Below are 25,883 nucleotides of genomic sequence, written 5' to 3' on the forward strand. Positions count from 1 at the left end.
CAGCAGCGCAGAAGAAGCGCCAGGAGAAGGCACGCAAGTCTCTAGAGCGCTCTTACAAGACTGCTGAGAAGAAGGCTGTCAGTTCCCTTAGGTCTGAGTCCAAGGCTCTAGAGAAGGTTCTTGTTCGTCGTGATGAGTTGACCAGCAAGTTGGACGACGCAAAGAAGGCACTAGAGGAACTAAAACAAACCTCTAGCGACTATGCGGCATCCATCAAGAACTCAGTACTTGACTATGGCTCAATCACCAGTCTGAACTCTGCATTTACCTCAGACGCAATGATTCAGCAGTTGCGTGGACGCATCGACATGGTGCGCAGATTTGCCGCTGTCATGGCTTCATTGCGCGAGCAGGGTCTAAACGATGACTTGTACAAGGAACTTCTGTCAGCCGGTGTAGAAGGCGGATTGGCCTACGCCGAGGCACTTGCATCAGGTGGCTCAGAGGCAATCACGGAGATGAACAATCTCAACTCCATCCTGACTAATGAAGCCGACGCCCTAGGTACCACAGGTGCCAACAATCTCTATGCGGCGGGTATCGCCAACATGGAGGGCTATGTAAACGGTCTATCAAGCCAGTTGGGAGCCGTAGACGCAGAGGCAGCCCTACTAAGCCAGCGCATCGCTGAACATGCCGCAGAACTCGCTCTAACTGGCGCACGTGGCATGCAACTGGCAGGAGCGCAGGCCAGCAACGGATTCATCAAGGGTCTGAACTCAAACAATGCCAAGGTCAGAAAGTGGGCTAAGAATGTAGCCAAGTCCATGATCAAGGAAATCAAGGATGAACTTGGTATTGCGTCACCATCACGAGTGTTTAAGGCAATCGGTAAGCACACCACACAGGGACTACAGATCGGTCTAGAAGACACACGCGGTGTAGTCAAGGCCATGGCCAGGGTCAGCGATGCCATGACCGGAAGTTTCAAGCCTGAGTTCCAAACAGCAGCATTCGCAACTAATGGATCAGGTGGAACAACCACCATCACAATCAACGTAACCGTGCCAGTGGGAGCAAACCCAGCACAGGCCGGTAAGGAAATTAAGGAGGCTCTAGACGCCTACTACGCAACAGGCGCAAAGTAAATGAAGATCGAAGACATTAGAGAACATTTGAGATTTGAAGTGGAGGATGATCAGGAAGGACTACCTAACCTAGTTCAGAACCCAAGTGGAGAACTTGGTACATGGGCATGGGAGTCACCTGTACCCGGCTCGTTCATGTACACCGGCACCAGTGCAGGTCTGCCAACAATCTCATACAAACATGCTCCGTCAGCAATCGCCGGGTACTTCACAACAGAGTTGATGGCAGTAGACGCAGGTAAATATGTGGCCGCACGAGTTGACATTACCAACATCACTGCTGGTCACAGAATCAAACTACGTCCAGTGTTCTACAACTCTAGTAAGACACTTATCAGTAGTGGGACTCAGACTAACGGATTCACGACCGGTAGCGGACAGTACTTACTACCACCCGCCTTAGCACCAGCAGGTACCGCATATGTCAGACTCCGAGCAGACATTTACAGGATGGCTGGTCCGACTGACACTCCCCTAACACCCAACGCAAACTGTTTCGTTGATCTGAAAAACGTGATGGTCACATGGGCCAACACATCAGGTGCAATCAGCACGGTCAAAACCAACCTGATTCCTAACCCATCGGTTGAATTGGATACAGCGACATGGATCACGATGGGTGCACCCCTAGGACTGGCAGTAGGTGCCTACTCAGGGACCTACTGCCTATCAATGGCCGGTAGTTGGGGAAACGTAGGTTTCTATACCCAAGTCCCTATCAGTGGAGGTAAGGACTACACATTCAGCACCTACCTAAGACAGAGCACAGGCGCTAGCGCGGGTCAGTTGTACCTACGTTGGTTCACATCGACCAACACCCAAATTAGTACGAAGATCGTCAATATCAACACCAATTCAACTTGGACACGATTCTCTGCCACAGCAACAGCACCATCAAATGCCACAAGCGTGTGGGTCATGTACTACACGGCTGCTGTTACAAGCGCTGCAACGTACTACGCAGACGCCATGATGCTAGAAGAGGGAACCACGCCAAGTACCTATTTCGATGGTTCCAAGTCATCAACGGCGCAGAAGGTCTACGGGTGGTCAGGTACACCCCATGCAAGCGCTTCAACAGAATCAAGCACAGACTTTGCATTTGTTGAGCCTGCCGAGTTCCGCAATATTCTCGGGTCATCATCACACCTAGAGATCGACACTGCTGAGTTCTCACCGGGCTTAGGTGGATTCACGCTGTATGACGCAGCCCTATCCCCCGCTGATGCTGATGCCCTAATCAGACCAAACAAGCGTGTGCGTATCCGTGTCAGGAACTCATTCACTGAAAGTGGTCTGAAGGCAGCAGAGTTCTACACGCTCTATGAGGGACGCATCGGAAGCCCAACGGTTGACTATGACCCTCTGAAGAAGGACAAGGGTGTCAAGATCACCATTCCTACCACCAACAACTATTCAGTGTTGGCAGAGCAGGGAGAGAACTCCGTAGTTGCCAACATTGCTGACCTGGCATACACCCTTGAAGGAAAAGGAGTGCCATGGAACATCAACGGGTCCGGTAATCAAGTGACAAGTGCGTCAGTAGTCGCATACAACGAAAATGCCAAAATGACAGATCAGATCATCGTCACCAGAGACACCAACTTAGCCAAGGTATGGATCGACAGAAACAACGTCCTACAGGCACACACGGGTTGGAATCCACCTGTTCTAACTGCCTTCTACGACAGCAGCCCAGAGATTGAGGCTGACCCAGTGCATAACATCGCACCACAGGCAGACGGACTAAAGATCGATTGGGACGCAGCAGACTGCATCAACAACGTTGTCATCAAGTGGTTGAGATACGACGTAGGAGCCGCACGCACCACAGAGGTCAACTGGCCTTCTGACGGATCAGGCTATGCAGATGTAGCCTCACAAAAGAAGTGGGGTGTGAGAACAAAGGAGTTCAAGATCTGTGGTCTTCCACTGAACGAGAACAATTCCTACATCTCTTCCTATGCCAACTCCATCCTGGCAGCCAACGCCCAACCAAAGGTGCGAATCAGATCTCTGACATGGGCGGTAACCAAGGAAGAGCACCTATACACAGTACTTGCCAATGACCTGTACTCAAACGTCTATGTCTCCTTTGCTCTACCTGATGGTCAGTCAGTAGAAGGAAATCATCAGATCACAGGTATCAAGCACACCATCAGTGCCGACAAGGATAAGAAGTTCAGATGGTTAGTGACGTACACCTTTGCTGATACCGGCTCAGTGGCCACACCAGTCAGCACAGAGTCACCACCATTCCAGGGTGTAGGTGTGGCACCAGGCGTATGGCAGAACTACACGCCATCAATCGTCAACATGACCGGATCAGTTCAACGATCTCGCTGGATGAGAGTTGGAAACACCATCACTTATCAGTTCAGGATCTACATCACATCAGGGTCAGGTTCAACAGCAGCGATCTCGGTTCCGGTTCCTATGTCGAGCACCTACTATTCAATTGCGAACATTTGGGGTGAGCACCTTGGGGAAGTCACCATTCTGAACAACTCAACTGGCTACATATCCTCAGGTCATGCTTACACACTCGGACACAGCGGAATGATCATCTTCAGGCCACATGACAACAGTATTGAGTGGCCCGGATCATCCCTGATTGGTGCCTACGTTCAGGGCTATGTCATCTACGAGGCAGCGTGAGACTTCTCCTAAGAAGCACAGAGGCCGGTATCGAAAGATGCCGGTCTTTGTGTATCTACAGCCACGGAACATGGTGGTCACGCTCGACGCTGAGTGATCCACCCAGACAAGAGCCTCTCCCTAGAGTTGGTAGGGAGAGGCTCTTGCGTGTCTGAGGCTAGTAGTCCAGATCTTCCTCTGTCATATGCCCCCCTGCCGCTACGATGAACTCCTTGCGGGGCGCGACCTCGGAGCCCATCAGCAGCTCGAAGATCCCGGCCGCGCTCTCCGCGTCGTCGACGGTCAGCCGTCGCAGCGTGCGGTGCCGCGGGTCCATCGTCGTCTCGGCCAGCTGGTCGGCGTCCATCTCGCCGAGACCCTTGTAGCGCTGCACCGGGTCTTTCCAGCGCACGTTCTTCTTCTTCAGGTCGGCGAGGGTGCGCTGCAGCTCGTCGTCGGAGTAGGTGTAGACGTACTTGTCCATCCCCTTCTTGGGGTTGGCGAGCTCGATCCGGTGCAGCGGGGGCACGGCGGAGTAGATGCGTCCGGCGGCGATCAGGTCGGGCATGTACTTGAAGAACAGCGTCGCCAGCAGGCAGCGGATGTGCGCGCCGTCGGAGTCGGCGTCGGCCATGAAGATGATCCGGCCGTAGCGGCGCGCCTCGAGCTCGAACGTGCGTCCCGAGCCGGCGCCGACGACCTGGATGATCGAGGCGCACTCGGCGTTCTTGAGCATGTCGCCGACCGAGGCCTTCTGGACGTTCAGGATCTTGCCCCGGATCGGCAGCAGCGCCTGGAACTCCGAGTTGCGCGCGAGCTTGGCGGTGCCGAGCGCCGAGTCGCCCTCGACGATGAACAGCTCGGTGCGGTCGTTGTCGGCCGCGCGGCAGTCGGCGAGCTTGGAGGGCAGCGCCGAGGACTCCAGCGCGTTCTTGCGGCGCTGGGTCTCCTTGTGCTGTCGCGCCGCGAGCCGGGTCTTGGCCGCCCCCGCGACCTTCTCCATCACCAGCTTGGCCTGGGCCTTCTCGGCCCGCTTGGTCGACGTCAGGAACTTCTTCAGCTCCGCCGACACGACCCGGCGTACGACGGTGCGCGCCGCCGGCGTGCCGAGGATCTCCTTGGTCTGGCCCTCGAACTGGGGCTCGGCCAGCCGCACGGTGACCACGGCCGTGATGCCCTCGAGCACGTCGTCCTTGATGACGTCGTCGTCGTTGACCTTGAGCACCTTGGCGGCCTTCATCGCGTCGTTGAAGGTCTTGGTGACCGCGCTCTCGAAGCCGCTCACGTGGGTGCCACCCTTGGGCGTGGCGATGACGTTCACGAACGACCGCAGCACGGTCTCGTAGCCGGTCCCCCACCGCACCGCGACGTCGACGTGCAGCTCGCGCTCGACGTCCTGCGGGGTCATGTGCCCCTTGTCGTCGAGCAGCGGCACGGTCTCGGTGAAGGTGTCGGACCCCTGGAGCCGGACGATGTCGGTCACCGGCTCGTCGGGCGCGAGGAAGTCGGCGAACTCCGCGATGCCCCCGTCGTGGCGGAACTTCTCCTCCCGCGGGCCCCCGTCCGGTCCGGTGCCACGCAGGTCGCGGATCACCAGCTCGAGGCCCGGGACGATGAACGACGTCTGCCGGGCCCGGCCGATCAGCTCGTCGTAGACGAACGAGGCGTCCTTGGTGAAGATCCGCCGGTCCGGCCAGAACCGGATCCGGGTGCCGCTCCTGCCCTTGGCGACCCGCGCGCCCTTGCGGGTCAGACCCGACTTCGGCTCGAACGACGCCTCAGGCCCCTCACCCGAGAAGACCCCGGGTGCACCGTGGCGGAAGGAGAGCCCCTGCTCGGCCGGGGACCGCTGCACGTCGATGTCCATGCGCGCCGACAGCGCGTTGACGACGGAGAGACCGACGCCGTGCAGGCCGCCGGTCGCGACGTACGAGCCGCCCCCGAACTTGCCGCCCGCGTGCAGCTTGGTCGCCACCACCTCGACGCCCGGGAGCCCGGTCTTGGGCTCCTTGTCGGTCGGGATGCCGCGGCCGTCGTCGTGGACCTCGGCCGAGCCGTCGGGGTGCAGGGTGACCTCGACCCGGTGCGCGGCGCCGGCCAGCGCCTCGTCGACCCCGTTGTCGATGATCTCCCACAGGCAGTGCATCAGCCCACGGGTGTCGGTGGACCCGATGTACATGCCCGGACGCTTGCGAACCGCCTCCAACCCCTCGAGGACGAGGAGGTGTGCTGCGTTGTAGGTGTTGTCGGCGATCGTGGGGCTCCTACGGGGTGGCACTGGGTGGGTACGGGTGGCACGGACTGGACACCCCGAATCTACCCGCGACACGCCGGGCCCCGGTGCAGGCACGCCTGCCGACCCCGGGTCTAGCGTGGGCAGCACTTCCCCGAGCACCACCAGATGAGTAATTCCAAGGGATCGTGCAAGCGAGCGGCGCTCAGCGCCGCGCTGGCCAGGCGCCGGCGCGACGACAGACTGGATGTCTCTCGAGCGCTGGCAACGCAGCCAGCGTGGATGCTGAGCGTCGCGTAGCGTGCGAGACCTTGGAATTAGTCATCTAGGCAGCGACCGCACACCAGCAGCACCCGACCGCGGCATGTGGGATCACGTCACGATGTGGACACGATCGGCTCTCGGACGGCCGGTTCCGCAACGGAACGTCGGCCCCGCGCGTCACACTCGACAGCAGGGTTGGACCCGTGAGTGACATTCCCCCACCGACAGCCTCTCAAGGCATGAAAAGCTGCCGATGAGGGAAGACAGAACATGATTGGATTGACCGTGTTACCCGCCACGTGGCGGTCGGACCAGGACGGGAATCTTGGAGCCGGTCGCTACGTTGTGGCAGACACCGAGGCAGTACGAGAAATGAGGCCGATGTGACCACTGCACTTGCCCCCAACGCCGCCGCGCTGAGCGCCGCGGACCGTTGCGACCGTTGCGGAGCCCAGGCCTACCTTCGCGTGGAGCTCCAGTCGGGCGGTGAGCTGCTCTTCTGCGCGCACCACGCCCGCGAGCACGGGGACAAGCTCAAGGAGATCGCCGTCAACGTGATCGACGAGACCCACAAGCTGTCCACCACGCCCGGCAGCGCCCCCGACGGCGAGCGCTGATCAGCCAGACGCCCGACTTCCACCGCGGCCCCGGACCTCGTGTCCGGGGCCGCGGTGCATCTCCGGCTGTGGCAGATTGCCACTCGTGACCGCCACCACCCTGCTCGCCGCCGTGCTGGTGGCAGTCGGCCTGGTCGGCATCCTGGTCCCGATCCTGCCCGGATCGGTGCTGGTCGTCGCCGGCGTGCTGGTCTGGGCCTGGGCCGAGGGCGGTGCCACGGCCTGGACCGTGTTCGCCGCGTCGACCCTGCTGGTGGCCGCCGGCGCCGTGGTCAAGTACGTCGTACCCGGTCGCCGGCTCCAGGTCGCGGGGATCCCGGCCAGCACCCAGTGGGTCGGGGTGCTGCTCGGCGTCGTCGGCTTCTTCGTCGTGCCCGTGATCGGGCTCTTCCTCGGCTTCGTGCTCGGCGTCTACCTGGCCGAGCTCGCGCGGGTCGGCACCCGCGAGGCCTGGCCGTCCACCGTGCACTCGCTCAAGGCGGTCGGTCTCAGCATCGTCATCGAGCTCCTGGCCGCCCTCGGCGCGACCGTGGTCTGGCTCGGCGGGGTGATCGCGACGTGACGGTCCTCCTCTCGCTGCTCGCGGCGGGCACCTACGGCCTCGGCGACTTCAACGGCGGCCTCTTCTCCAGGCGCGGCGGCCCCTGGGCGGTCTCCCTGCTCGCCCAGCTCGGTGGGACCGTGCTGGTGCTGGCCGTCGCCCTCCTCGACGGTGGCTCGCCCACCACCGCGGACCTGCTCTGGGCGGCGCTGGCCGGAGTGGGCAACGGCTTCGGCACGGCGTTCCTCTACCGAGGGCTGTCGTCGGGCCGGATGGGGGTGGTGGCGCCGGTCTCGGGTGTCGGTGCGGTGCTGGTGCCGGTGGCGGTCGGCCTCGCCACCGGCGAGCGGCCGGGGTCCCTGGTCTGGCTCGGGGTCGTCGCCGCGCTGCCGGCGATCTGGCTGGTCTCGCGCGAGCCGGCCGACGGCCCACCGATCGGCCCCGGGTCGGGGCTCGTCGACGGGGTGCTGGCCGGGCTCGGCTTCGGGGCGCTCTTCGCCGCGCTCGCGCAGGTGCCGGAGCAGGCCGGCTGGCTGCCGCTGGCGGTCAACCAGTTCGTCGGCGGGGTCCTCATCATCGTGGTCGCGCTGCTCCTCCGGCAGGACTGGGTGCCCCGCAACCGGTATGCGCTCGGCGGCCTGATCAGCGGCGCACTCGGCGCGCTCGCGACCGGCCTCTTCCAGGTCGCCACCCAGCAGGGCTACCTCACGGTGGCCGCGGTCATCGCCTCGCTCTATCCCGCGTTCACGGTGCTGCTGGCGGCGACCGTGCTGCGTGAGCACGTGCACCGCACCCAGGCGGTCGGGCTGGTGCTGTGCGCCGGGGCGGTGGTGCTGGTGGCCGCCGGGTAGCCGCTACTCGCCGTCCTCGTGGGCGCCGCGCCGGAGACGGGCATGCTCGGCCGAGGCCGAGGCGCGGATCACCCGAATTCGAAGTAGCTGCTCACCGGCTTGTCCTCCCAGCTGGTGAAGCACCCGAGTGGCCCGCTCATGAACTCGCTGGTCCAGTAGCCGCGGCCCTTGCTGCCCTTGTCGTTGTCGAAGTAGATCTTGAGGAAGTAGTCGTGTCCGTTCTGGACGCTGCTCTTCGCCACGGTGCCGACCGAGTCGACCTTGAACGTTCGCTTCAGCTTGATGCTGACCTCCCCGGCGGTCTGCCAGTCCTCGCAAAGGTAGTCCAGGCCGGAGATCTTGACGTTCTTCACCTTCACGGCCTCGCCCTTCTTGACGACGACCTTGAAGGTGACCCGAAGGTTGGCGTCCTCCTCGCCGGTGGCCCGCACCCGGTGGCCCGCGGCCTGGGCCGGGGCGGCCACGGCCCCCACGAGACCGAGCGCCGCGATCGCCGCCGCCAGCTTGTTGACCACGCCCATGAGAGTGCCCCCGGTTCCACCGGGCTGCGCGCGCCGGCTCGGGTCGAGCGTACCCATCAGCCGCGCCCCTGTCCGGGCATCTGCCCGGACGTCTGACCCAGCTCGCGTGCGGCCGCTCAGGAGCTGCGGACCCAGCGGGTCCAGGACCGCGGCTCGCCCAGCCAGTCCAGGACCGGGTGGGAGGGGTCGAAGTCGTCGCGCATCTTCACGCCGATCCGCACCCGGCCGGGCTCGCCGAGGCAACTACGCACGGCGTCGAACGCCAGCCGGTCGCCCGCGAACCCGAGCCGCACCCGGTGCGGGCAGGTCAGCGGCGCGCCGACGGGGTGGCCGCGCCGGATCCGCAGCAGCTGGTAGTCGGTGCCGTCCTGGAGGCCCGTGGTGAGACCGAAGTCGGCGCCGCGACGGTCCTTGCGGGTGTCGATGAAGATCGTCAGGCCGGCGGCCCCGCCCTCGGAGCGGCGGCGCAGGTCGGTGAAGCCGACGACCACCCGCAGCTTCGCCGGGGTGTGCTTGATGGCGACGGTGCGGATGTCGGTCAGCGACGCGGTGGCGTCGGCGGGGTCGTCGTACGTCGCCTCCGCGGCGCCCGCCGGCGCCGCGGGCAGCCCGGGAACCACGGCCGCGGCCAGCAGGCCCGCCGCGACGGCGGACCTCCGGAGCGGCCGGGCGGGTCGCATCAGTCCAGGTAGTCGCGCAGCACCTGGGAACGCGACGGGTGCCGCAGCTTCGACATCGTCTTGGACTCGATCTGGCGGATCCGCTCCCGCGTCACGCCGTAGACCTTGCCGATCTCGTCGAGGGTCTTCGGCTGGCCGTCGGTGAGGCCGAAGCGCATGCTCACCACGCCCGCCTCGCGCTCGGAGAGCGTGTCAAGGACGGCGTGCAGCTGCTCCTGGAGCAAGGTGAAGCTGACCGCGTCGGCCGGGACGATCGCCTCGGAGTCCTCGATCAGGTCACCGAACTCGGAGTCGCCGTCCTCACCGAGCGGGGTGTGCAGCGAGATCGGCTCGCGGCCGTACTTCTGGACCTCGATGACCTTCTCGGGGGTCATGTCGAGCTCCTTGGCGAGCTCCTCCGGCGTGGGCTCGCGGCCCAGGTCCTGGAGCATCTGGCGCTGCACCCGGGCCAGCTTGTTGATGACCTCGACCATGTGCACCGGGATCCGGATGGTGCGGGCCTGGTCGGCCATGGCGCGGGTGATCGCCTGCCGGATCCACCAGGTGGCGTACGTCGAGAACTTGTAGCCCTTGGTGTAGTCGAACTTCTCGACCGCACGGATCAGGCCGAGGTTGCCCTCCTGGATCAGGTCGAGGAAGAGCATGCCGCGGCCGGTGTAGCGCTTCGCCAGCGAGACGACGAGTCGGAGGTTGGCCTCGAGCAGGTGGTTCTTCGCGCGGCGGCCGTCCTCGGCGATCCACTCGAGCTCCTCGAGCGTCTTCGGCGCGATCTTGCCGCCCTTGGCGAGCTTCTCCTCCGCGAACAGGCCGGCCTCGATCCGCTTGGCGAGCTCGACCTCCATCTCGGCGTTCAGCAGCGGCACCTTGCCGATCTGCTTGAGGTAGTCCTTCACCGGGTCGGCGGTCGCGCCCGCGACCATGACCTGCTGCTCGGGCTCGTCGGTGTCGTCGGCCGCGGAGACGACGAACGACGCCTCCTTCTCGTCCTCCTGGATGGAGGGGTCGGTCGCGACGTCCTTCTCGAACTGCTCGTCGGAGATGTCGGGGAGGACCTTCTTGCCGTCGGGGCCGACCACGACCTCCTCGGTCTTGGCCTCGCCCTCGTCGGACTTCTTCGCGGCGGCGGCCTTCTTCGCCGGGGCCGCGGCCTTCTTGGCCGGAGCGGGCTTCTTCGCCGGCGGGGCGGCCTTGGCCGTCGTCGTCTTGCGCGTCGACGTGGCGGCCACCGCCCGGGTCGTGGCGACCGGCAGGTGCACGGAGATGCCCAGCGAGCTCAGGTGGCCGAGCAGGGCCTTGAGGTGACGCGGCTCGACAGCGGCGTCCTCACTGGCCTGCCGGACCTCCTCCGGCGTGAGGGTGCGGGTCGGCCCTGCCCGCTCGATCAGGGCCACGACGGCAGGGTGCGACAGCACCTCGGCAGGGAGCAACTTGCGCGCGTTCGAGGACACGAACACCTCTCGTGAAACGACGGTCCAACCAGATCAAGGGCGCGGCCCATCCCGGTGTCGTCAAGAGCCGCGCCGCCCATTCTGCCACGCGCTCCCAGCGATTCGGGCAATCCCCCACCTGCCGGTGGGCCGCGCCGCGGACGAGGGCGCCCGAGCACCCAGCGCGGACCGGCCGTTCAGCAGGTGGAGCTGGGCTCCATGACCGCGGCTTCCGGGCCGGCGTTCGGCGCCGATCGGCCCGTCGGGAGCGGGAACTCGGCCAGCACGGTCGTCCCCGGTCCGGCGGGGTCGATCCAGACCCGAGCCGCGCCGTACTGGTGCAGCACGGCCTCGGTGCGCGTCAGGAGCGCATCCAGCAACGAGAGGGGTAGGCCCGAGGAGACGGTGAGGACGTGGACTGCGGGCAACTCTCGCACCTTCCATGGCTCCGCCGGCGTCCCCGAGCGGGGCCACACCGGCGGTACGGCGGCCCGTCCGCGAGACCCGCGAATCCGACAACGAACGACCATAAACGTTCACGCGCGCACGGCCGAGCGGGCGTCCCCGACATGAGGTAAATCGGCCTGTCGTCGCGGCCAATCCGGTACATGCCCGCGGCGGGTCCGCTCTGATGGAGCCCTGGGCCCGTCTGACAGGGCAGGCGGCCCGGACGGCTGGCGGGTGAGCGCCAGGATCGTGATGTGGGGGATGACAGATGGACGTTGTGCAACTCGTAGATCAGTCGGCGGCGACCGCGCTCCAGCACGCGTCGGCGTTGCAGGACCACCTCCGCTCCGTGGACCGGACGGGCAACCCCGTCATCCACGAGTGCCGGGCGGAGATGCACCGGCTCGTCGGCGACATCGTGTCGCTGCGCAACGCGGCCGAACTGCTGAAGCGCCAGAGCGAGCTCGACGCCTGAGCGCCGGCCGCGACGTCAGCGCACCGTCAGCTCGACGTCAGCGCGCCGTCGCGGCCTTGGCGGCCGCCTTCTTCTGCTTCTTGTAGTCGCGCACCTTCTGCAGCGAGTCGGTGTCGACCACGTCGGCCACCGAGCGGTAGCCCTCCTCGGCGTACGCGCCGACGGCGGCCTCCCAGCCGGCCGGGCGGACGTCGAGCTGCTTGGCCAGCAGGGCGACGAAGATCTGCGCCTTCTGCTTGCCGAAGCCCGGCATCTCCATGACCCGCTTGAGCAGGTCCTTGCCGTCGGCCGCCTCGGTCCAGATCCGCTCGGCGTGGCCGTCGTACCTCTCCTCGACCAGAGCGGCGAGCGCCTGGAGGCGGGCGGCCATCGAGCCCGGGAACCGGTGGATCGCCGGCGGGGTCGAGCACAGCGCCGCGAACTCCTCCGGGTCGGCCGCGGCGATCCGGGCCGGCTCGATGCTGCCGAACCGGTCGAGCACCTTCGCGGGACCGCGGAAGGCGTGCTCCATGGGGTACTGCTGGTCGAGCATCATGCCGACCACCAGCGCGAACGGGTCGTCGGTCAGGACCTGGTCGGCGTGGTCGTCACCGGTGATGTGGATCGTGGCCATGTCCCCATCTTGCCCGAGGTCGGCCGCCGGGACGTCATACGTTGCGAGCAAGGGGACACACTATCCGTATGACGTCCCGCGGCCGGGCGGGGCCCGGGTCCTTCGGTGGTGTCGTTCGGGAAAGGTGTGGTCAGGGTCAGGCCAGGCTGAGGAAGAGCTTCTCCATCTTCTTGACGTCGACGGATCCGGGGCCGTCGCCGGCGGCGATGCACTGTTGGAGGCCGGTGGCGACGATCTGGAAGCCGGCGCGCTCGAGCGCCTTGAGGACCGCCGACAGCTGGGTCAGCACGTCCTCACACTCGGCGCCCTCCTCCAGCATCGCGATCACCTTGCCGAGGTGGCCGTGCGCCCGCTTGGCGCGGTTGACGATGGCCTGGAGCTCACCGGGATCGAGCTGCATCACGCCTCCCGGACGTCGGGGACGTCGGGGACGTCGAGGCTGTCGAGGGCGTCGCGCAGCCGGGTGCGGGCCTCGGCGGCCACCGACGCGACGACCGGTCCGGACTCCAGACGGGCCATCGCGTCCGGGTCGATCGCCTCGACGACCGTCGTGCCGTCCCCCGCGTCGCGGACGACGACGTTGCACGGCAGCAGGGCGGCGATCGAGGGCGCCGCGGTGAGGGCGCGGTGCGCCAGCTCGGGACGGCACGCCCCCAGGATCACCTGGGCGGGCACGTCGACGTCCAGCTTCGCCTTCATCGTGGCCCGGACGTCGACCTCGGTCAGCACGCCGAACCCCTGCTCGGCGAGCGCGTTACGCACGCGGGCGACGGCATCGTCGTACGGCAACGAGGTCCGGATCCGCATCGTGTAGCGGTCGGGGGCCTGCTCGAGGGTGCTCATGGGTTCCTCCTTGGTGGTGTTCCTGTGCCATCATAACCCCCCGGGGGGATAACCCCACGGGGGGATATCTCAAAGCCCGGCCCGGGCTCGATCACGAACAGGAGACGCCATGTGCCAACCGACCCGATGCCGCACCTGCGGACGGACGACCTGGCGCGGTTGCGGCCGCCACGTCGCCGAGGTCCGGGCCGCCGTGCCCGCGGACCAGTGGTGCCCGGGCCACCCGGACGCGCCGCGCCGGGGCATCGCGGCGTGGTTCTCGCGCCGCTGAGCGGGCACCTCGGGACAGCGGACGGCTCCGCTCCGCCGGTGCGGCGGAGCGGAGCCTGGCGAACGACGGCGCGTCGGTGCGCTCGGAGGCCGACGCGCCGTCGGCTCGGGGGTCAGCGCAGGGCCGGCCAGCGCCGGACCAGCGTGGTCCGGGCCCAGGCCCGTCCGGCTCCCCAGGTGTCACCGGCGTAGGCGAGCACCAGCACCACCATGCTGATCGCACCGAGGACGTGCTCGTCGAGCACCGGGTTGTTGTCGGGCAGCAGGTAGACCGACCACATCATCAGGTAGAGCAGCGCGCCGGCAGTGCCCGCGATCCGCATCCCGACGCCGAAGGTCAGCGCCAGGCCGATGCCGAGCAGGCCGACCATGAAGAGCCAGTCGGCCCACCAAGCGCCCGCGATGGAGTGGTAGAAGCCCTCGAACGGCCCCTTGGCGCCGTACTTCAGGAAGCCCTCGGTCGGGCTGCCGCCGTTGATCCAGGCCGCGTCGCCGAACCGGTCGAGGTTGCCCAGGGCGTCGTAGCCGGTGTGGTAGCCGAGCGCCAGCAGCTTGTCGAAGAACGCCCAGAGGAAGGTGAGGCCGAACGCGATCCGGAGTACGGCGAGGGCGCGCGCGGCGGCGACGGTGAGACCCCGGGCGTCAGCCAGCTGCGGGGTCGTGGTGGTGGCGTGCGTGCCATGGATGGTGCTCATGGGATCTCTCCTCCCGGTTGTCGCACGTGGGTTTCGTCCTGGTTCCAGTCGACGCCATGACCGTTGGTCCGGGACAGGGCTGGACTCCCCGATCGGGCGGGACCAAGGTCCGCCCAGGAGGCCCAGTGGTCGGGCCCTTGTCCTCGGGTCGCTCTCAGTGCAGCGCCGCGAAGGCGTCGTAGACCATGAACGCCGGCCACACGAAGCCCTCGAGCACGGCCAGGACGTGCCACCAGAACCCGTCCGCCTGCTGCCAGAACCAGACCCAGGCGCCAAGGATCCCCAGCGCGTAGAGGGCTCCCCCGCCCGCGGCCGCACCCGATCCGTTTCCTGCCATCACCGAACTCCCTCCGTGCCATCACTCCACGCCGAACTCGGTGTCGGAACCGGCGCCGCGCCACCCGGCACGGACCAGCCGGACCTCGAGCTTCCCCGGGTCGCGCCGTTCCATCTCGTCGAGGAGCTGCTCCCGCTCACGGACGAGCCGGAGCGCCAGTGCCGGAGTCGTCCGCGGGTCGTGCAGCTCCTCCGACGTACGCCGCCACCGCCGCTCCAGGTCGCGGTCGCCCAGCCACCGGGTGTCCCGGGGGCGCGCCTGGCGGTGCTCCACCCAGAGGTCGACCCCGCACTGCACCAACGGCGGGCTCGCGCCGCCGAGCGCCAGGACGACGAGCAGCGCGACGTCCCCGAGCGCCGTCGGCAGGCCGACGAGCAGCACGCCGGCGACGCCGAACCAGAGGGCGCACTCCCCCGCCAGCCGCCACCTGCTCCGGTCCTCGACCCAGCACAGACCCAGCACTGCGCCGAGAGCGGCGAGCATGGCGGCCGACCCGACCATCGCCCACCAGCCGAGCTGCGCCCCGGCGAGGACGAACGTCAGGGCCGACACCAGCACCGTCGTCGTGCTCCAGAGCGCCCGATAGCTACTCATGCGACCACCGTGCTCACCGACCGCGGGCGCCGGCAGGGCCCATGGTCACATCGAGCGCAGGCCTTCCGGCCGTGCCGCCGGCGCCGCCGCACTGCTCACGCTGGCCGCGTGAATGAGGGACGACGACACTGCGGCGGTCCACCCCGATCGAGGCACCCCGACCCCGGGGTGGTCGTCGTGCGCCGGGACAGTCGGGACAGCTGGGACAGCTGGCGACGGACCCTGGACTGGGCCGCGGACCAGGCGGTGCGCGAGCACCGGCCGCTGCCGATGGTGCATGCCGTGGCGGCGGCCGAGGAGCTCTGGCGCGACCCGCAGGGTCGCGACACCCGCGTGGGCGTCGTCACGGTCTCCGGGGGCGCCGGTCACACGCGCGCTCCCGCGCAGTTGCTCCTCGACCGCGCGCACCACGGGCGCCCGGCGTCCGACGTCCTGCCCGGCCCCGTGGTCGCGCCCGTGATCGGTCGCGCCCGCTGCCCCGTCGCGGGGGTGCCGCACCCATGACCACGGACGCGCCCCGCGACGATCGGCCGGATCGGCCGGATCCGCCACGCCCGCACCGGGTCGCGGAGTGATGAGCCGCCGGGTGCTCGCCGTCCGCTCGGACTGCAGCATCGTGACCGCGATGCGGTCGGCGCTCGGCGCCGGGCACCAGCACGTCGTGGTCGTGGACGCGACCGGGCGCTACGTCGGCGTCGTCTCCGTGCACTCCGTGGCCCAGGTGATGTTCATGCCGACCACGGTCCGGCGGGTGGCGGTGTCCGCGATCGTGGAGCGCGACGGCCCCCGGACCCGGCCCGACCAGCCGCTGGCCGACGCGGCGTCGGAGATGCTCGACGCCGGCGTCGACGCGATCGGCGTGGTCGACGTCGAAGGTCTGCTGGTGGGCCTGCTCACCTGGGCCGACATCGTGCGCTCGGTCGCCGACACGGCGCGGGAGTAGTGGGCGCGGGAGTAGGGCGGGCGGGGCCGACCGCGTCAGCGGGCCAGCTCGCCGCGGCGCTCCACCACGAGCGACGGAATCGGCGGTACGTCGGCGGGCGCGACGACCCGCACCGGGCACGGCGCGGTGCGCAGCACGGCTCGGGCGGTGGCACCGAGGTGGACGGCGGCCGGCACGCCGTGCTGGCGCCGGGCGATCATCACGAGGTCGGCCTCGCGTGCGGCCTCGACCAGGGCGTGCCCGGCGTGGTCGTGCACGACCCGGAGCTCCACACGTACGTCCGGGTAGGCGGTCCGCCAGTCCCGGACCAGCGCCTCCAGCTCGGCCGTGCCCTCTCGCCGCCACTCGTCGAGGTCGACCCGCGACTCGATGATGTCGTCGTACTCGCTCGGCAGCTTCCACGCATGGACGATCAGCAGCTCGGCCTGCCGGCGCTGGGCCAGCGCGAACGCGTCGGCGAGCAGCTCGGCGGTGTGTCCGACCGCCTTGACGCCGACCGCGATCCGGCCCCGCTCGTCCGGCTGCCAGCCCGCCGGCACCTCGATCACGGGCACCGTCGCCCGGGCGGCGACGCCGGTGGCGGTGTCGCCGCGCAGCAGGCGCTCCAGCAGCGGCCGGTCGTCGCGGCCGACGACGATGGCCACGGCACCGTCACCGGCCGCTGTCAGCTGCGCGGGCCGGGTGCCGTGGCGCAGGCAGCGCTCGGTCGGCACGGCCGGGGCCAGCGCGGCCACTCGGGCGGCCGCCTTGGCCAGGACCGCCTCGCCCACCCGCGTCAGGTCCACCGGAGCCTCCGGCAACAGGGGCGAGATCGGCGTCTGGTCGGGCACGACGTGCACCAGCCGCAGCGTCGCGCCGAGCGACGCCGCCTCGGCTGCGGCGTACCGCAGCGCGCCGAGGTTGTCGGCGCTGCCGTCGACGCCGACGACCACGTGTCGCTGCTGCTCCTGGATGCCCGTCTTGACGCTCATGGCGACCTCCTCGACGTCGGTGAGGCGGCGACTCCACCCCTCTCGCCAGCGTCGGTCCCGGGGGCCGCCGCCGTCAGGGCCGCTCGTCCGCCACCGGGCTGACCAAGGTCACCCCGGGCCGGGACCCTGGGCCGTGGCGCCGAGCGCCGTCCCGCCGCACCGTGGAGGCAACGGAGATCGACCGAGCGGGACCGAGAGGGACCGAGCGCTCCGGTGTGAGGAGGTCGAGATGAACACCACGATGCCGACGCCCCCGCCGGTCGTGCTCACCGGGTACGACTGCTGGGGCCTGCTCGAGGACGAGGAGATCGCGCGCATCGCCTGGTCGAGCCCGGACGGTGTCGCCATCGTCCCCGTCAACTACGCCGTCGCGGACGGCGCGCTGTGGTTCCGGACCCAGCTCTACACCGCACTGGCGCGCCAGTGCGCCGGCGGACGCGTCGCGGTCGAGGTCGATCACCTCGACCGGCGGAGCCGGTCGGCGTGGAGCGTCGTGGTCGTCGGCACCGCCGAACGGGTGCCCCCGCAGGAGGTGCCCGACAGCGTGATCGGCATGGAGGTCTGGGCGCCGGGTCCGCGCAGCCTCTTCATCCGGGTGACGCCGATCGAGGTCACCGGCCGGCGCCTGTGGGGTCGCCCCGCACCCGATCGCGACGACCGGACCGAGCCCGAGACCCGGAGCGAGGCCCCGACCGAGGAGGAGAGCTGACATGTTGGTCCAGGAGGCCATGGCACGCGAGCCCGTGACCGTGACGGTGCAGACGAGCATCAAGGAGGCCCTGCGGCGGCTCTGCGACCACGCGATCACCGCGATGCCGGTCGTCGACGCCGACGGCCGGCTGCGCGGCATCGTGAGCGAGGCCGATCTGATCCAGGACCTCGTCGCCCGGGATCCCCGGGCGCTGGAGCGACCGATCACCGTCGAGCCGCTCTATCCGCCGGTCACGGTCGAGGACGTCTACACCCGCGCGACCGTGACCGTGGCGCCCGACGACGACGTCGCGACGGCGGTCGAGCTGATGACCGCGACCGGGGCCAAGAGCCTGCCGGTGGTCGACCGTCGGCACCGACTCCTGGGGATCCTCAGCCGCAGCGACGTCGTGCGCGCGCTTGCCCGCGGTGACGAGGCCATCGCGTCGGACGTCACCGCGCTGCTGTCGTCGCTCGGCCACGACGACTGGCTCGTCGACGTCGACGACGGCGCGGTCTCGATCACCGGGCCCGCGGACGCCGCCGAGGCCGCGCTGGCCCGGGCGCTCGCGAACACCGCGGCCGGCGTCGTCGACGTACGGATCAACCTCGGGTGAGGCCGGGCGCCGGTCAGCCCACTCGCACCCGCTCGCCGAGGGCCGGGACGACGGCGGTGATGCCGAGCTGCCGGTCGATGCGGGCCGCCAGGCGGCGGGACGCGTCGACCTCGCCGTGCACGACGTACACCACCTCCGGCGGCGCGCTCGCGGACGCGATCCAGCCGACGAGCTCGTCGGCGTCGGCGTGGACGGAGAACGTGGGATCGTCGACGATCTCGGCCCGCACCGGCACGTACCGCCCGTGGATCTTGACCTGATGCGCACCGTCCAGCAGCTGGCGGCCACGCGTGCCGACCGCCTGGTAGCCGGTGAGCACCACGCAGTTGCGGTGGTCGGGCAGCTGGTGCGCCAGGTGGTGGATCACGCGCCCGCCGGTCGCCATGCCCGAGGCGGAGACGACGATGCACGGCGAGCCGGGCCGGTTGAGCCGCATCGACCCGGCCGCATCGGGGACTCCCCGGACGCGCAGGAGGTCGAGGGCGGCGAGCAGCTCGGTGGCCTCGGGACGCAGCTGCGGCGACCCGGTGGCGACCGCGGCCCGGTAGACCTCCAGGGCCGCCAGCGCCATCGGGCTGTCGAGGAAGACCGGCACCCGCGGGATCGCGCCCGCGCTCATCAGCCGGTACAGCTCGAGCAGCACGAGCTCGGTGCGGTCGACCGCGAACGCGGGGATCAGCACGGAGCCGCCGCGGCCGACCGTCCGGCGGATGGCGTCGGCCAGGACGTCCGGCTCGTCCGCGGCGTGGACGCGGTCGCCGTACGTCGACTCGATGACGATCGCCGACACCGCGGGCGGCGGCGCGGGCGGCCGGAGCAGCGGATGGTGCGGACGTCCCAGGTCACCGCTGAAGGCGAGAGCGGCCCCGTCGACCTCGAGGTGGACCGTGGCCGAGCCGAGGATGTGCCCCGCGGGACGCAGCGTCAGACGGGTGGACCGGCCGAGCACGACCTCCTCGTCGTACTCGACCGCGTCCAGGAGCCGCAGCGTGCGCTCGACGTCGTCGACGTCGTACAGCGGGAGGGCCGGCCGGTGCCGCGAGAACCCTCGTTCGTTGGCGAACCTGGCGTCCTCCTCCTGCAGGTGGGCGCTGTCGCGGAGCACGATCTCCACCAGCTGGGCGGTCTCGGGCGTGCACACGATGCGCTCCCGGAATCCCTCGCGCACCAGGCGGGGCAGGTAGCCGCAGTGGTCGAGGTGGGCATGGGTGAGGACGACCGCCGCGAGCTCGCCGACGGGCACGTCGCTCGGCTCCCAGTTCCGTCGCCGCAGGGCGGACAGCCCCTGGTAGAGCCCGGCGTCGACCAGCAGGCTGCCGTCGTCGGACTCGACCAGGAACCGGCTGCCGGTCACGGTGCCCGCGGCACCGAGGAAGGTCAGGGCCGGGCTGCGCCGGGTGTGCTCACGGGTGTGCTCACGGTGCTCGGTGGGGTTCATGGGACGCTCCTTCGACTCCGTCTCCAGGCTCGGGTACCACGCGGGCACCGGTCAGGGCCCTTCGTCACTGGGAGCGGGGCCACAGGTACCGCCGGGCTCGGTGACCGGACAGGTGCCAGGCTGGGGTCGAGATCCGAGTCGAGGGAGTGAGTCGTGGACGAACACGGGCACGAAGACCGGCACGAACACCGGGCCGAGGTAGGCCGGGGGCAGGCGAGCCGAGCCGGGCTCACGCCGCTCACCGACGACGAGTGCCTGGCGCTGCTCTCGCGCGCGGAGGTCGGGCGGATCGCCTGGTGCACCAGCCGCGGACCGGTCGTGCTGCCGGTCAACATCCGGCTGGTGGGTCACGCGGTGCTGATCCGGGCGTCGGGGCTCTCCGCGATGGTGGCCAAGATCGACGCCGAGCGCGTCGCCGTCCAGGTCGACCATCTCGACGCCGACCGGCGGGAGGGCTGGTCGGTGCTCGCCCGCGGGCGAGCCGAGGTCAGCTTCGGCCCGCCCACTCCCGGCTCCCCCGAGCCGTGGCCGCCGGGTGAGCGCTCCGCCGCGGTGCGCGTCACCGTCGACGAGCTGAGCGGCCGTCGACTGACGGCTGGCCAGTAGTCTCCCGCCTCGCTCAGTGGTGCTCGTGCCCGTGCTGCCGGGTCGCGATGATCGCCGCCTGCGTCCGGCTCTCCACGCCGAGCTTGCCCAGCATCGTCGAGACGTAGTTCTTGACGGTCTTCTCCGCCAGCGAGAGCCGCTCGGCGATCTGCCGGTTCGTCAGGCCCTCGCCGACCAGGTCGAGGATCTGGTGCTCCTTCGGGGTCAGGTGCTTGGTCACCGGGTCCTCCGGCGGACCGTTGCGCAGCCGCGCCAGTACCTGGGCGGTCACCGCCGGGTCGAGCATGGACTGGCCCGCGGCCACCCGGCGCACCGTCTCGACGAAGTCCGCGCCCTTGATCTGCTTGAGCACATAGCCCGAGGCGCCGGCCATGATGGCCGCGAAGAGCGCCTCGTCCTCGTCGTACGACGTGAGGATGAGCGCCGCGATCGTCGGATCGACCGACCGGATCTGCCGGCACACCTCGACCCCCGAGCCGTCGGGCAGCCGCCCGTCGAGGATCGCGACATCCGGCCGCAGCGCCGGGATCCGGCTGGCCGCCTCCTGCGCGAGACCGGACTCGCCGACCACCTCGATGTCCCCCTCGCTCTCGAGGAGGTCGCGGATGCCGCGGCGGACCAGCTCGTGGTCGTCGAGGAGGTAGACCGTGATCGGGTCACCCCGTGGCTGCTCCGGATGCTCGTCCTGCTTCCACATGTCTCGACGGTACGCGCCGGATACCCGGGACCGCCGCGGGCGATCGCACCCCCGCGACGGGACCTTCGTCCCTGGGCGCGGCTGCTCACGGCAGCCGGATCAGCCGGGTGCCCTGCACGATCGCCGACGCGGCGGTCTGGAAGAGCGGCGCCAGCGCCTCGGGCGTCGGGGTGCAGAAGAAGAAGTCGCCGTCGGCGTTCTCGCCGTTCTGCTCCGCGGTCGTGTCGCAGCCGGGTCCCGCTCCCCCGCCGTCGTCCTTGCTGGGCGTGCCGTCCGGGCGGTTCGATGCCGCGGTGGCCAGGCGCTCGGTGACGAGCGCGGATCCGCCGCCGTTGCACCGAGTGCCGTCGAGCCGGAAGGCGATCGTCACCACCAGGATCCCTGCGTTCTTGGCCGAGGCGGCCTCGTTGACGAGGTTGTTGCAGGCCGTCGTGCCGTTGCTGCTGTAGGGGTAGCCGTCCCCGGGGTTGGTGTCCTCGTTGGGCTCGCCGTCGGTCATGAAGATGATCGCCTTCCGCACCGGCGCCGGTCGGGCCGCGGAGCTGGCGAGCAGCTCCCGTGCGGCGCGCATCGGCGCCGCGAGATAGGTGCCGGTCGACGATGACGTGTTGCCGATGCAGTCCACTGCCAGGGCCAGCGGATCACTGGCGCTCAGCACGGGCGGGGTGGTGGGTGGGTGGACGTCCGTGTCGTCGTAGGTGCTGCTGAAGCCGACCGGGATCCACGGCCCGGAGCTCTTCGAGGTGCTGGGCCGGCTCTTGCACGACAGCGGCGCATCGCCCGAGCTGCGCCCGATGGTCCCCAGAGCGACCCGGTGCTGACTCGGCGTGAGGTACTCCAGGAGGCCCTTGATCGCATCCTCGAGGTTCCGGATGGCGCTGCCCATGCTGCCCGTCCGGTCGCCGACGACCACCATGTCGATCGGGTTCGCCGGGATCGAGCCGCACGCGCCCTGGCAGGCGACGGACGTGAGCGACCCGGTCTCCCCCTCATCGACGCCGATGACCGGCGCGAAGACGTAGGGCACGTCCTTCTCGTCGCGGACCCGCAGCGTGTTGCACAGGTCGCCCTGCTCGGGCACGCACGGGATCGCGCAGATCCGGCCGTTGCAGGCGAGTCCGGGGTAGGCCGAGGCGGTGTACGGCGCCGAGCCCGGGTTGCAGCTGAGCGGGATGTGCGTGGTGTCCACGACGTACGTCGAGCCCGAGGCCTTGGAGCCCACGACGCAGAAGAAGTCGACGTCGGGAGACGCGTCGGGGTCGTTGGCGTGGGCGTTGGCCAGGGCCGCGGCCCTGGCGCCGGCACCGTCGGCCGGCAGCTTCCCGGCCCCGGCCTGCGCGGCCATGTCGAGGGTGTCGTGGAGCTCCTGCCGCTCGTTGACGAGATCGGCGAGGTCGACGGCCAGGGCCGCGAACCCGAACAGCACGACCGCCACGACGGCCGAGATGACGGCGATGGCGCCGCGCTCGTCGCGGGGCCGGTCGGACCCGGTCATTCGATCCTCATCTCCGCCCGCTTCGTGAGGGTGGTGCCGCCCGGGTCGACCATCTCCCCGACCGGGGTGATCCAGCCGTGCGGCAGGCTCACCGTCACGATCACCGTGTCGCCCGGAACGGCCGCGGCGAGGCTGCTGCAGACGACGCCCGACGGCTTGCGACAGGCGACCGTGACGGTCGCGGCGGTGGCGTCGCCGGCCGGGAGGCTCGACCGGACCACTCCGCTGACCGCCGCGGCGTTCGGGTTGAGGCTGCCCTCCCGGGCGCCCTCCCGGGCCGCGTTGTTGATCAGCACGTCCCGGTTGATCGCCCACCCGAAGTCGACCGCGCCGAAGACCAGCAGGAAGAACGGCAGCAGGACGAGCGCGAACTCGACCGCGGCCGCCCCCCGCTGGTCGCGGGTGGTGGTCCGTCGAGGACTCATGTCGGCCTCCCTCGGGTCGTCGGTCACGGTGGGCTGGAGACGCCGGCGGCCGGTGCCGCCTCCCCCATGGGCGGCACCGGCCGGTCGGCTGGTGGGGTGCGTCGGATCAGCTGGTCGGCAGGTCCGGCAGCGCCTCCGTGATCGTGGTGAAGGCGGCCTCGATCTGCTTGCCGAGGATCACGACGGTGGCGACGATCACCGCCGCGATCAGGGCGACGAGCATGCCGTACTCGACGGCGGTGGCGCCGCGCTCGTCCTCGCGGCGGACGCGGCCGGTCTTGAGGTCGGTGAGGAACATCAGGGTCATCAGCTGGAGCTTCTCGATCATCGGACTTTCCCTTTCAGTGAGGCGACCGGTGACCGGTCCCTTCCGAACCCCCCGATGGGGCCCTTCGTGACATCAATGCTGGGCCGGCCGGGAGCCGCCGGCGTACGCCGTTCGGCTCGACCGCATGGCCCGTTCGGGCCATCTCCGGACGGCCGCTCGACCCACGGGTCGACCCGGAACGGCGGTGGGCGGTCCACCGTTTTCAGGCGACAGACGGTGGATAGCCCACCGCCGCACGCCGTCGCCCCACGAACGCGGCGGAGCCGCAGGCCCCGAGGGCCTGCGGCTCCGCCGCTGACGATGCGGGCGGCTCAGCCGGCCACCGGCACCGGTGCCATCAGCAGGCCGAGGCGCAGCCCGGCCGCGAGCGCCTCGGTACGGCTCGCGACGCCGAGCTTGCGGTAGATGTGAGCCAGGTGCACCTTGACCGTGGACTCGCTCAGGTACAGCTGGCGGGCGATGTCGGCCGTGCGCAGGCCCTCCGCGAGCAGTCGCAGCACGGCCAGCTCGCGCTCGGACAGCCGGGTGGTGGTCGACCCGGACCGGCGCATCAGCGCACCCGCGAGCCCGGTGCACAGGAAGCTACGTGGCGTGCGCACGGCGTGCCGGACGGCCCCGATGACCTCCTCGCTCCGCAGCTCCTTGCCGAGGAAGCCGGAGGCACCCGCCTCGAGCGCGGCGAAGATCTGCGGGTCGCCGGCGTGCATGGTCAGCACGAGGACGCCGGTGCGGTCGCTGTCCCGGCGGACCGCCTCCACGACGTCCAGCCCGCTGCCGTCGGGCAGCTGGAGGTCCGTCACGACGGCATCGGGGCGCAGGGCGCTCCACATGGAGAGCGCCTGGGCGACCGTGGCGGCCTGGCCGACCACCTCGAAGCCACCCGCACGCTCGAAAGCGCGGACCAGCCCCTGGCGGACCAGGTCGTGGTCATCGACGAGCAAGACGCTGAGTGTCATCGCCCTCTCCTTCTGTCCTGAGATCTCTCCTGAGCCGAGCCGGGACCCCCAGGGCGAGGGTCACGACGGTGCCGCCGTCCGGGCGGACGCCGATCACGAGAGCCGCGCCGACCTGGTCGGCGCGCTCCCGCATGCCCTGCAGTCCGAAGTGGCCCGGGCTCGGGGCGACGGTCCCGACGCCGTCGTCCTCGATCGCCAGGACCAGCCGGTGCCCGTCCGAGACCAGGCGCACCCACAGGTTGACCGCCCGCGCGTGCCGGCGGACGTTGGTGATCGCCTCCCGGGCCACCATCAGCACCTCGTGCTCGACGGACTCCGGAAGTCGCTCGCCGCGCTCGTCGAGGTGCAGGTGCACCCGCAGGTCGCCGCGGCGTCCGAGCTCGCCGACGTACGCCGAGAGCGCGCCCGACAGGCCGTCGACCGGCCGCGGCTCGGAGCGCAGGCCCTCGACGGCGCGGCGCACCTCGCAGGCGATCCCGGTGACGTCGTCGCGGAGCGCGAAGAGTGCCTCGCGGCCCGGGCCCGACCCGACCACGAGCGCCACCTCGTCGACCCGGTAGGCGAGCGCGACGAGCTGCTGGATCACGCCGTCGTGCAGCTCGCGGGCGAGCCGGCGCCGCTCATCTCGGGCGGAGCCCGCCGCGGCCGGGCGGCTCATCCGAAGGCCTCCATCATCTTCAGCGCCGCCGGGCCGAGCACGACCAGGAAGAGGCTCGGCAGGATGCAGAGGACGAGCGGGACCATGATCTTGACCGGGACCTTCTGCGCCTTCTCCTCCGCGGTCTGACGGCGGCGCACCCGCATCTCCTTGCTCTGGATGCGCAGCACCCGGCCGATCGGCACGCCGAGCTGGTCGGCCTGCACCATCGCCTGGCAGAAGGAGCGCAGCTCCTTGATCGTGCTGCGGTCCCCCATCGCGCGCATCGCGGCCATCCGGCCCATGCCGAGCTGCATCTCCTGCAGCAGCCGGGAGAACTCCTGGGCGAGCGGGCCGGTGGTGTTCCGCGCGACCTTCAGCACCGCCGCGTCGAAGCCGAGTCCGGCCTCGACCGAGATCGTCATCAGGTCGAGCGCGTCCGGCAGCGCCCGCCGCATCAGCGCCTCGCGCTTCTGCCCGGCGTTGTAGAGCAGCAGGTCCGGGACCAGGAAGCCGGTCAGTGCGAGGACCACCGCCACCGCGAGGGCCGGTGCCGGCGCGACACCGACGGCCAGGCCGTAGAGCAGCGCGGCGCCGCCGAGGACGCCCATCGCGACCACCTTGACGCCCAGCATCCGGTCGACGTCCCACCCGGTCGGGTTGCCCGCGATGTCGAGCCGGCGCTGGATCCGCGCCTCGGCCCCCGACCGGGTCAGCCGCCGGGCCAGGCCGGCGAACCGGACGGCGTACGGCGCGAGCACGCGGCGCACGAACGACGGGTCCGGGTCCATCGCGACGGGCTCGGGCGCGGCCCCCAGCACCCGGATCGCGGCGAGGGAGGACGCCACGCCGCGCCGGTCGGACGCCAGTCCGCCCAGCGCCACGAAGGCGAGCACCGACCCGGTGAGCAGCAGCAGGCCACCGCCGACCATCACGAAGGAGGACAT

The 25,883-nt window shown here is 69.2% G+C and carries 31 protein-coding genes; 11 read left to right on the top strand and 20 right to left on the bottom strand.

All coding sequences use genetic code 11. The features are described 5' to 3' along the window. Both FHU40_RS00005 and FHU40_RS00010 read left to right on the top strand, forming a co-directional pair. On the top strand, positions 1-1,088 hold a 1,088-nt coding region (locus FHU40_RS00005; RefSeq protein ID WP_183590247.1), incomplete at its 5' end, for a hypothetical protein. Beyond that, the gene (locus tag FHU40_RS00010) at positions 1,089-3,746 is read left to right on the top strand and encodes a phage head spike fiber domain-containing protein (protein ID WP_183590249.1); all 2,658 of its coding nucleotides are present in this window, start codon (positions 1,089-1,091) and stop codon (positions 3,744-3,746) included. Positions 3,747-3,903: 157 nt separating this feature from the next. On the opposite strand, the gene FHU40_RS00015 is transcribed toward FHU40_RS00010, so the two are convergent. Then, positions 3,904-5,904 carry a DNA gyrase/topoisomerase IV subunit B gene (locus FHU40_RS00015; RefSeq protein ID WP_221199469.1) on the bottom strand — a complete coding sequence of 667 codons (2,001 nt, stop codon included), beginning with the start codon at positions 5,902-5,904 and terminating at the stop codon, positions 3,904-3,906. A 701-nt stretch (positions 5,905-6,605) separates the two neighbouring features. Between FHU40_RS00015 and FHU40_RS00020 the strand changes: the two genes are divergently transcribed. From FHU40_RS00020 to FHU40_RS00030, 3 genes are all read left to right on the top strand, one after another. Further along, positions 6,606-6,839, top strand: a complete 234-nt coding sequence (locus FHU40_RS00020; protein ID WP_183590253.1) for a DUF7455 domain-containing protein — start codon at positions 6,606-6,608, stop codon at positions 6,837-6,839. Between the two features lie 85 nt (positions 6,840-6,924). After that, the gene (locus FHU40_RS00025) at positions 6,925-7,401 is read left to right on the top strand and encodes a DUF456 domain-containing protein (RefSeq protein WP_183590255.1); all 477 of its coding nucleotides are present in this window, start codon (positions 6,925-6,927) and stop codon (positions 7,399-7,401) included. Continuing rightward, entirely contained in the window at positions 7,398-8,231 is an 834-nt protein-coding gene (locus FHU40_RS00030; protein ID WP_183590257.1) for a DMT family transporter, read from the top strand. The genes FHU40_RS00025 and FHU40_RS00030 overlap by 4 nt, the downstream gene beginning before the upstream one ends. A 68-nt stretch (positions 8,232-8,299) precedes the next feature. Here FHU40_RS00030 and FHU40_RS00035 read toward each other — a convergent pair whose 3' ends face one another. The 4 genes from FHU40_RS00035 to FHU40_RS00050 all read right to left on the bottom strand — a co-directional run bounded on the left by FHU40_RS00035 (position 8,300) and on the right by FHU40_RS00050 (position 11,287). Further along, on the bottom strand, positions 8,300-8,746 hold the full coding sequence (locus FHU40_RS00035) for a hypothetical protein (RefSeq protein ID WP_183590259.1): 447 nt from the start codon (positions 8,744-8,746) through the stop codon (positions 8,300-8,302). 122 nt (positions 8,747-8,868) lie between these two features. Continuing rightward, positions 8,869-9,432, bottom strand: coding sequence for a hypothetical protein (locus FHU40_RS00040; RefSeq protein WP_183590261.1), 564 nt, complete (start codon positions 9,430-9,432; stop codon positions 8,869-8,871). Continuing rightward, on the bottom strand, positions 9,432-10,886 hold the full coding sequence (locus tag FHU40_RS00045; protein WP_183590263.1) for an RNA polymerase sigma factor: 1,455 nt from the start codon (positions 10,884-10,886) through the stop codon (positions 9,432-9,434). Before FHU40_RS00045 ends, FHU40_RS00040 begins: the two co-directional genes overlap by 1 nt. Positions 10,887-11,056: 170 nt before the next feature. Next, entirely contained in the window at positions 11,057-11,287 is a 231-nt protein-coding gene (locus FHU40_RS00050) for a hypothetical protein (protein ID WP_183590265.1), read from the bottom strand. A gap of 287 nt (positions 11,288-11,574) precedes the next feature. Here FHU40_RS00050 and FHU40_RS00055 point away from each other — a divergent pair, with 287 nt between their 5' ends. Beyond that, a complete protein-coding gene (locus tag FHU40_RS00055; protein ID WP_183590267.1) occupies positions 11,575-11,781 on the top strand; it encodes a hypothetical protein in 207 nt (68 codons plus the stop codon). A gap of 37 nt (positions 11,782-11,818) precedes the next feature. On the opposite strand, the gene FHU40_RS00060 is transcribed toward FHU40_RS00055, so the two are convergent. The 6 genes from FHU40_RS00060 to FHU40_RS00085 form a co-directional block, all read right to left on the bottom strand. Further along, positions 11,819-12,394, bottom strand: coding sequence for an HhH-GPD-type base excision DNA repair protein (locus tag FHU40_RS00060; protein WP_183590269.1), 576 nt, complete (start codon positions 12,392-12,394; stop codon positions 11,819-11,821). A 136-nt stretch (positions 12,395-12,530) separates the two neighbouring features. Continuing rightward, complete coding sequence (locus tag FHU40_RS00065; protein ID WP_183590270.1) at positions 12,531-12,794, bottom strand: metal-sensitive transcriptional regulator; 264 nt, start codon at positions 12,792-12,794, stop codon at positions 12,531-12,533. Beyond that, on the bottom strand, positions 12,794-13,237 hold the full coding sequence (locus tag FHU40_RS00070; protein WP_221199471.1) for a DUF302 domain-containing protein: 444 nt from the start codon (positions 13,235-13,237) through the stop codon (positions 12,794-12,796). The genes FHU40_RS00065 and FHU40_RS00070 overlap by 1 nt, the downstream gene beginning before the upstream one ends. A gap of 383 nt (positions 13,238-13,620) precedes the next feature. Next, on the bottom strand, positions 13,621-14,202 hold the full coding sequence (locus FHU40_RS00075) for a hypothetical protein (RefSeq protein WP_221199472.1): 582 nt from the start codon (positions 14,200-14,202) through the stop codon (positions 13,621-13,623). A 154-nt stretch (positions 14,203-14,356) separates the two neighbouring features. Next, positions 14,357-14,539 carry a hypothetical protein gene (locus tag FHU40_RS00080; protein ID WP_183590271.1) on the bottom strand — a complete coding sequence of 61 codons (183 nt, stop codon included), beginning with the start codon at positions 14,537-14,539 and terminating at the stop codon, positions 14,357-14,359. A 21-nt stretch (positions 14,540-14,560) separates the two neighbouring features. Next, positions 14,561-15,133 carry a hypothetical protein gene (locus FHU40_RS00085; RefSeq protein WP_183590272.1) on the bottom strand — a complete coding sequence of 191 codons (573 nt, stop codon included), beginning with the start codon at positions 15,131-15,133 and terminating at the stop codon, positions 14,561-14,563. 177 nt (positions 15,134-15,310) lie between these two features. On the opposite strand from FHU40_RS00085, the gene FHU40_RS00090 reads away from it, so the two are divergent. Together FHU40_RS00090 and FHU40_RS00095 are read left to right on the top strand one after the other, a co-directional pair. Next, on the top strand, positions 15,311-15,637 hold the full coding sequence (locus FHU40_RS00090) for a hypothetical protein (protein WP_183590273.1): 327 nt from the start codon (positions 15,311-15,313) through the stop codon (positions 15,635-15,637). A 70-nt stretch (positions 15,638-15,707) separates the two neighbouring features. Continuing rightward, positions 15,708-16,076 (top strand): CBS domain-containing protein, encoded by a 369-nt coding sequence (locus FHU40_RS00095; RefSeq protein WP_183590274.1) that lies wholly within the window; start codon positions 15,708-15,710, stop codon positions 16,074-16,076. Between the two features lie 35 nt (positions 16,077-16,111). On the opposite strand, the gene FHU40_RS00100 is transcribed toward FHU40_RS00095, so the two are convergent. Then, positions 16,112-17,047, bottom strand: a complete 936-nt coding sequence (locus FHU40_RS00100; protein ID WP_183590275.1) for a universal stress protein — start codon at positions 17,045-17,047, stop codon at positions 16,112-16,114. Between the two features lie 229 nt (positions 17,048-17,276). Between FHU40_RS00100 and FHU40_RS00105 the strand changes: the two genes are divergently transcribed. Then, complete coding sequence (locus FHU40_RS00105) at positions 17,277-17,756, top strand: pyridoxamine 5'-phosphate oxidase family protein (RefSeq protein ID WP_183590276.1); 480 nt, start codon at positions 17,277-17,279, stop codon at positions 17,754-17,756. Position 17,757: 1 nt separating this feature from the next. Further along, complete coding sequence (locus tag FHU40_RS00110; RefSeq protein WP_183590277.1) at positions 17,758-18,354, top strand: CBS domain-containing protein; 597 nt, start codon at positions 17,758-17,760, stop codon at positions 18,352-18,354. 13 nt (positions 18,355-18,367) lie between these two features. Here FHU40_RS00110 and FHU40_RS00115 read toward each other — a convergent pair whose 3' ends face one another. Further along, positions 18,368-19,792: an MBL fold metallo-hydrolase RNA specificity domain-containing protein gene (locus FHU40_RS00115; protein WP_183590278.1), complete on the bottom strand. Its 1,425-nt coding sequence runs from the start codon at positions 19,790-19,792 to the stop codon at positions 18,368-18,370. Between the two features lie 153 nt (positions 19,793-19,945). Between FHU40_RS00115 and FHU40_RS00120 the strand changes: the two genes are divergently transcribed. Beyond that, complete coding sequence (locus tag FHU40_RS00120; RefSeq protein ID WP_183590279.1) at positions 19,946-20,398, top strand: pyridoxamine 5'-phosphate oxidase family protein; 453 nt, start codon at positions 19,946-19,948, stop codon at positions 20,396-20,398. 13 nt (positions 20,399-20,411) lie between these two features. Here the strand turns inward: FHU40_RS00120 and FHU40_RS00125 are convergent, their stop codons facing one another. The 7 genes from FHU40_RS00125 to FHU40_RS00155 all read right to left on the bottom strand — a co-directional run bounded on the left by FHU40_RS00125 (position 20,412) and on the right by FHU40_RS00155 (position 25,883). After that, positions 20,412-21,095 (bottom strand): response regulator, encoded by a 684-nt coding sequence (locus FHU40_RS00125; RefSeq protein ID WP_183590280.1) that lies wholly within the window; start codon positions 21,093-21,095, stop codon positions 20,412-20,414. Between the two features lie 85 nt (positions 21,096-21,180). Then, a complete protein-coding gene (locus FHU40_RS27665) occupies positions 21,181-22,590 on the bottom strand; it encodes a vWA domain-containing protein (protein WP_221199473.1) in 1,410 nt (469 codons plus the stop codon). Continuing rightward, the gene (locus FHU40_RS00135) at positions 22,587-23,015 is read right to left on the bottom strand and encodes a TadE/TadG family type IV pilus assembly protein (protein ID WP_183590281.1); all 429 of its coding nucleotides are present in this window, start codon (positions 23,013-23,015) and stop codon (positions 22,587-22,589) included. The genes FHU40_RS27665 and FHU40_RS00135 overlap by 4 nt, the downstream gene beginning before the upstream one ends. A 106-nt stretch (positions 23,016-23,121) precedes the next feature. Next, positions 23,122-23,343 (bottom strand): Flp family type IVb pilin, encoded by a 222-nt coding sequence (locus FHU40_RS00140; RefSeq protein ID WP_246389888.1) that lies wholly within the window; start codon positions 23,341-23,343, stop codon positions 23,122-23,124. Positions 23,344-23,654: 311 nt separating this feature from the next. Beyond that, on the bottom strand, positions 23,655-24,299 hold the full coding sequence (locus FHU40_RS00145) for a response regulator (protein ID WP_183590282.1): 645 nt from the start codon (positions 24,297-24,299) through the stop codon (positions 23,655-23,657). Further along, on the bottom strand, positions 24,271-24,957 hold the full coding sequence (locus tag FHU40_RS00150) for a sensor histidine kinase (protein ID WP_183590283.1): 687 nt from the start codon (positions 24,955-24,957) through the stop codon (positions 24,271-24,273). The genes FHU40_RS00145 and FHU40_RS00150 overlap by 29 nt, the downstream gene beginning before the upstream one ends. Continuing rightward, positions 24,954-25,883 (bottom strand): type II secretion system F family protein, encoded by a 930-nt coding sequence (locus tag FHU40_RS00155; RefSeq protein ID WP_183590284.1) that lies wholly within the window; start codon positions 25,881-25,883, stop codon positions 24,954-24,956. The genes FHU40_RS00150 and FHU40_RS00155 overlap by 4 nt, the downstream gene beginning before the upstream one ends.

The sequence above is a fragment of the Nocardioides soli genome, assembly GCF_014191495.1.
Lineage (GTDB): Bacteria > Actinomycetota > Actinomycetes > Propionibacteriales > Nocardioidaceae > Nocardioides > Nocardioides soli.